This is a genomic window from Kitasatospora purpeofusca (assembly GCF_034043715.1).
GTDB classification, from domain to species: Bacteria; Actinomycetota; Actinomycetes; order Streptomycetales; family Streptomycetaceae; genus Kitasatospora; species Kitasatospora purpeofusca_A.
Genome location: NZ_JAXCLC010000148.1, coordinates 1 through 5,107, shown reverse-complemented (window position 1 = coordinate 5,107; position 5,107 = coordinate 1). Strand labels below are relative to the sequence as shown.

Below are 5,107 nucleotides of genomic sequence, written 5' to 3'. Positions count from 1 at the left end.
TTATTGGGGGGGGGCGGGTGCGGGGGCCGGTGGGGGGGGGGGGGGGGGCACGAGCCCCACCCCCGCCCCATCCCCACCTCACTCCAACGGCTGCTCCGTCCAGATCACCTTCCCGGTGGCGGTGTACCGCGTCCCCCACCGGTCCGCGAACTGTGCGACCAGGAAGAGCCCGCGCCCGCCCTCGTCGGTGGTGGCCGCGTACCGCAGGTGCGGCGACGTACTGCTCCCGTCCGACACCTCGCAGATCAGCGACCGGTCGAGGAGCAGCCGCACCCGGATCGGCTCCGTGCCGTACCGGATCGCGTTGGTCACCAGCTCGCTCAGGATCAGCTCGGTGACGAACGCGGCCTCGTCCAGCCCCCATTGCCGCAGCCGCTCCGCCACCGCCGCCCGCACCCCGGACACCGCGGCCGGGTCCGTCGGCACGTCCCACTGCGCCACCCGGTCCGCCGGCAGCACCCTGGTCCGCGCCACCAGCAGCGCGATGTCGTCCTGCGGCCGCGTCGGCAGCAGCGCCCCCAACACGTCCGCACAGGTCTGCTCCGAAGTGCGCGGCGGCCCGGTCAGCGCCGCCCTCAGCAGCTCGAGCCCGACGTCGATGTCCCGCTGACGGTCCTCGACCAGCCCGTCCGTGTACAGCACCAGCCGGCTGCCCTCCTCGACCTCCAGCTCCACCGTCTCGAACGGCAGCACCGCGAGCCCCAGCGGCGGCCCGGTCGGCAGCTCCGGGAACACCACCGTCCCGTCCGGCCGCACCAGCGCCGGCGGCGGATGCCCGGCACTGGCCAGCGTGCACCGCCGCGACACCGGGTCGTAGATCAGATAGAGACAGGTCGCCCCCGTGACGGCCGCGGCCGCCCCGCCGGTCGCCGACTCCTCCTGGTCGATCCGGTTCACCAGCTCGTCCAGGTGCCCCAGCAGCTCGTCCGGCGGCAGGTCCAGCGTCGAGAAGTTGTGGATCGCCGTCCGCAGCCGCCCCATCGTCGCGGCGGCGTGCAGCCCGTGCCCGACCACGTCCCCGACCACCATCGCCACCCGCGCGCCCGGCAGCGGGATCACGTCGAACCAGTCGCCGCCCACCCCCGCCTGCGCCGGCAGGTACCGGTGCGCCACCTCCAGCGCGTTCTGCGCCGGCAGGCTGCGCGGCAGCAGACTGTGCTGCAGGGTGACCGCCATCGCGTGCTCCCGGGTGTACCGGCGCGCGTTGTCGATGCAGACGGCGGCGTGCGAGACCAGCTCCTCGGCCAGCGCGAGGTCCTCCTCCTCGAACGGCTCCTCCCGCTCCGACCGCCAGAACCGCACCACCCCGAGCAGCACACCGCGCGCCTTCAACGGCACCCGCACCAGCGAGTGCACCCCGTGGGCGAGCGCCCGCTCCGCGCCCTCGGGGTCCTGCTCCCGCCACGCCCGCGCCTCCGCGAGCTGCGGCTCCATCCCGGGCAGCCCGCTGCTCAGCGCGCCGGCGAGCGGTGTCGACGGCACGACCTCCACCACCGTGCCCACCGGGTAGAACGGCGAGTCGTCCCGCGCGGTCGACAGCGCGGCCCGCCGCATCCGCAGCAGCGCCGGACCGGCCGGCGGCTCGTCGCCCTCCAGTACCTGCTCGGCGAGGTCGACGGTGACGATGTCCGCGAACCGGCCCACCGTCACCTGGGCCAGCTCCTCCGCCGTCCGGGTCACGTCCAGCGTGCTGCCCACCGTGACGCCGGCGTCGTACAGCAGCCGCAGCCGCCCCTGCGCCACCTCGGCCCGCCCGGTCAGCGCCAGCAGCTCGGTGGAGTCCCGCAGCGTCGCCACCGAACCGGGCGGCCCGCCGTCCCGGTCCGTCGGCCGCACGTTCACCGCGAGCAGCCGTTCACCGGCCATCACCACCTCGTCGGTGACCGCCCCGCCGGCTGTCAGCAGCTCCAGCGGCGCCGGTTCCAGGCCCAGCTCGGCGAGCCGACGCCCCTCGGCGTCGAGCGGCAGGCCGAGCAGCCGCCGCGCCTCGTCGTTGCAGAGCAGCAGCCGTCCGTCACCGCCCAGGATCAGCACGCCCTCGCGCACCGCGTGCAGCACCGCCGCGTGGTGCTCGTACATGCGGGTCATCTCGGTCGGCCCCAGCCCGTGGGTCTGCCGTTTCAGCCGCCGGCTGATGAGCGCCGCCCCACCGGTCGCCAGCCCGAGCGCGGCCGCCGCCGCGCCCAGCACCACCGGCAGCTGCCGCTCGCTGGCGCTGGTCACATTGGCGATCGTGATGCCCGCCGACACCATCCCGACGATCTGCCCGTCCGGCGCCCGCACCGGCACGATCGCCTGCACCAGCGGCCCGATGGTCCCGGTGACCTCCTCGGTCACCACCTGCCCGGACAGCGCGGGCTGGTAGTCGCCGACGAACTTGTGGCCGATCCGGTCCGGGTTCGGGTGGGTGTAGCGGATGCCGTCGTTGTCGAGTACGACGATGAAGTCCACGCCGGCGTTGATCCGCGCCGCCTGTGCCGAGGGCTGGAGGACCGCGCTCGGGTCGGGGGAGCGCAGCGCCTCGACGATGCCCGGCGAGTTGGCGTAGGTCTGGGCGACCGCTACCGAGCGGGTGGTGGCCTCCTGCCGGGCGTCGTTGCGGGACTGCACCACCAGGGCGACCACGGCGGCCACCACCAGCAACAGCACCACGACGACCTGCAACGCGAAGACCTGTCCGGCCACCGAGCGCAGCCGGACCGGCTTGGACCGGGCCGTTCGGGCGTACTGGTGCCGACCGTGTGGGCGCCCACCGGGGGAGCCGGCGGCGGCACCGGTGGATCGGGAGCCGGAAGCGGAACCGGTCGCACCAGGGTCCGACGGAGCCCAGGATCGGCCCGAAAAACGGGCCATACGTCATATTTGCACTCCACGAGCCGACGGGCCAAGGCCACCCGCGACGACGTTGGGCCGGTTGGCCTTCCCCGGCCCGACTTGGCAGGATCACAGGGTGTCCGAACCCAGCGCCATCACCGACCCCGCCGACCCCCGTCTCGCCGACTACACCGGTCTGACGGACGTCGAACTCCGCCGCCGCCGCGAACCCGCCGAGGGCCTGTTCATCGCGGAGGGCGAGAAGGTCGTCCGCCGCGCCCTCGCGGCCGGCTACCGGATGCGGTCGATGCTGCTGACCCCCAAGTGGCTGGACGTGATGGCGGACGTGATCGCCGAGGCCGACGCCCCGGTGCACGTCGTGGAACCGGGTCTGGCCGAGGCCGTCACCGGCTACCACGTCCACCGCGGCGCGCTCGCCTCGATGGAGCGGCAGCCGCTGCCGGACGCCGCCGACCTGCTGGCGGGCGCCCGCCGGGTGGCCGTCCTGGAGGGCCTGGTCGACCACACCAACCTCGGCGCGATCTTCCGCAGCGCGGCCGCCCTCGGCATGGACGCCGTGCTGCTCTCGCCCGACTGCGCCGACCCGCTGTACCGGCGCGCGGTCAAGGTCTCGATGGGCGCGGTCTTCGCCGTCCCGTACGCGCGGCTGGAACCCTGGCCGGCCGCCCTGGACGCGGTGCGCGCCGCCGGCTTCCAGCTGCTCGCGCTCACCCCGGCCGAGACCGCCGTCGACCTGGCCTCGGTGGTCACCGACGGTCCGGCCAGGACGGCCCTGATGCTCGGCGCCGAGGGCGACGGCCTCACCCAGCGGGCCCTGGCCGCAGCCGACCACGCCGTCCGCATCCCGATGGCCCATGGCATCGACTCCCTCAACGTCGGCGCCGCCGCAGCCGTCGCCTTCTACGCCGTCACCGCCGCCCGCTGACCCCACGCCTCGAACCCCCGGGCGGGCGGCGCGTGGGAAGTCGGCCCGCCCGACTTCCCACGCCGTGCGGCGACGGGCCTGTGCGCACTGGTCCGACGGCCCGGGGCTCCCGTGCGCCGACGTGGCTGCGGAGGAAGTCGGTCCGCCGGACCTCCCGCGCAACGCGGGGACGCGGTGGACCAGCGGGCAGCGGGCAGCGGGTGCCCGCCGGGTGACGCGGGAGGCCCCGCCCCGGCGGGAGAGGGCGCCCGCGTGGGACGTCGGATCCGCCGACTTCCCACTCCCGGACGCTCCCGGACAGGCCAGGAAACCCCCGGAGGTCAGCCCGCCGGGGCCGTGGGCGGTGCCGGTGCGGCGGCCGGGGGCGGGGTCACCGCCGGGAGAGTGGTGGCCGAACCGGGCCAGGACTCGTCCAGCGTGCCGTCCGCCCGCAGCGCGTAGCGGGTGGAGGTGGTCGCCCCGGTCTGGGTGGCCCGCTCCTCGCGGACCAGCGCGCCGTTGTCCAGCCGCCAGGTTGCGACCGCCTGCGGATCCGCCGCCGAGGACCGCGAGGTCAGGGCCACCGGGGTGTCCCCGGTGAACGAGAAGAGCTGGACCAGGTCGACCGGGACCGACCCCTCCGAGCGCCGTAGGACGACCAGCGCCGCCGGCCCGCCCCTGTACCGCGCCGGGAGTACGGCGCTGAGCACGACCTGCGGCCCCGGGCCCGCCGAGCGGCCGTCCCGCAGGGTGATCGCGGGACCGCCCGCCGGATCGGCGTAGGAGCGGTTCGGCCAGTCGACCGCCGGCCCGGCGCCCTGGGCGGGTGCCAGCGCGGCGTCCCCGGCCGCCGGCGCGCCGTGGGCCGCGGCCGCCAGCGGGCTGGTCGACGGCGCGATGCCGTCCGCGGAAAGTCCCGCCGGGGGCGTCCCGCCGTTCGGCTGGTTCCCCGAGGCGGTCGCCCCGGCCGCCCCGACAGCCGCTCCGGGGGCATCCGCCGGGCCCGGTGCGACGGAGGAGCTCACGGACGGCCGCAGCCCCTGGTTGTCGCGGTTCTCGCACCCCTGCGCCGCCGCGATGGCCAGCGCCACTCCGACCGTCACCGTCACGAACACCACGAGCCGCTGCCGCAGCAACCGCTGTCGTGCGGTGCCCGGCCGGCCGCCCGGCACCGGGGTGTGCTGCCGGTCGCGGGGCCGCCCCGGCCGCTGGACCCGCTCGCGTCCGGGCGGCGGCGTGGCCTGCCGCTCGCGCATCGGCCGGGTGGCCTGGACCGCCTCGGGCCGGGGGAGCGGGGCGGTGACCGCCTGGCTGCTGTCGTGGCCGGGACCGGGGGCCCGCCGGACAGCGCCGCCGGGCGCCCCGCCG

Annotated in this window: 2 protein-coding genes and 1 pseudogene; 1 reads left to right on the top strand and 2 read right to left on the bottom strand. The window is 76.1% G+C overall.

Annotated elements, in window-relative coordinates:
* Positions 1-78 precede the first annotated feature (78 nt).
* Positions 79-2,853, bottom strand: coding sequence for a SpoIIE family protein phosphatase (locus SM793_RS36195; protein WP_320443388.1), 2,775 nt, complete (start codon positions 2,851-2,853; stop codon positions 79-81).
* 97 nt (positions 2,854-2,950) lie between these two features.
* On the opposite strand from SM793_RS36195, the gene SM793_RS36190 reads away from it, so the two are divergent.
* Positions 2,951-3,760, top strand: a complete 810-nt coding sequence (locus SM793_RS36190; RefSeq protein ID WP_320443387.1) for an RNA methyltransferase — start codon at positions 2,951-2,953, stop codon at positions 3,758-3,760.
* A 320-nt stretch (positions 3,761-4,080) separates the two neighbouring features.
* On the opposite strand, the pseudogene SM793_RS36185 reads toward SM793_RS36190, so the two are convergent.
* Positions 4,081-5,107: pseudogene (locus SM793_RS36185) on the bottom strand (hypothetical protein); the annotation flags it as partial.

Bases quoted from the DNA above. Each gene is read 5' to 3' on its own strand.
- SM793_RS36195 (WP_320443388.1), bottom strand. From the start codon at position 2,853: ATGGCCCGTTTTTCGGGCCGATCCTGGGCTCCGTCGGACCCTGGTGCG.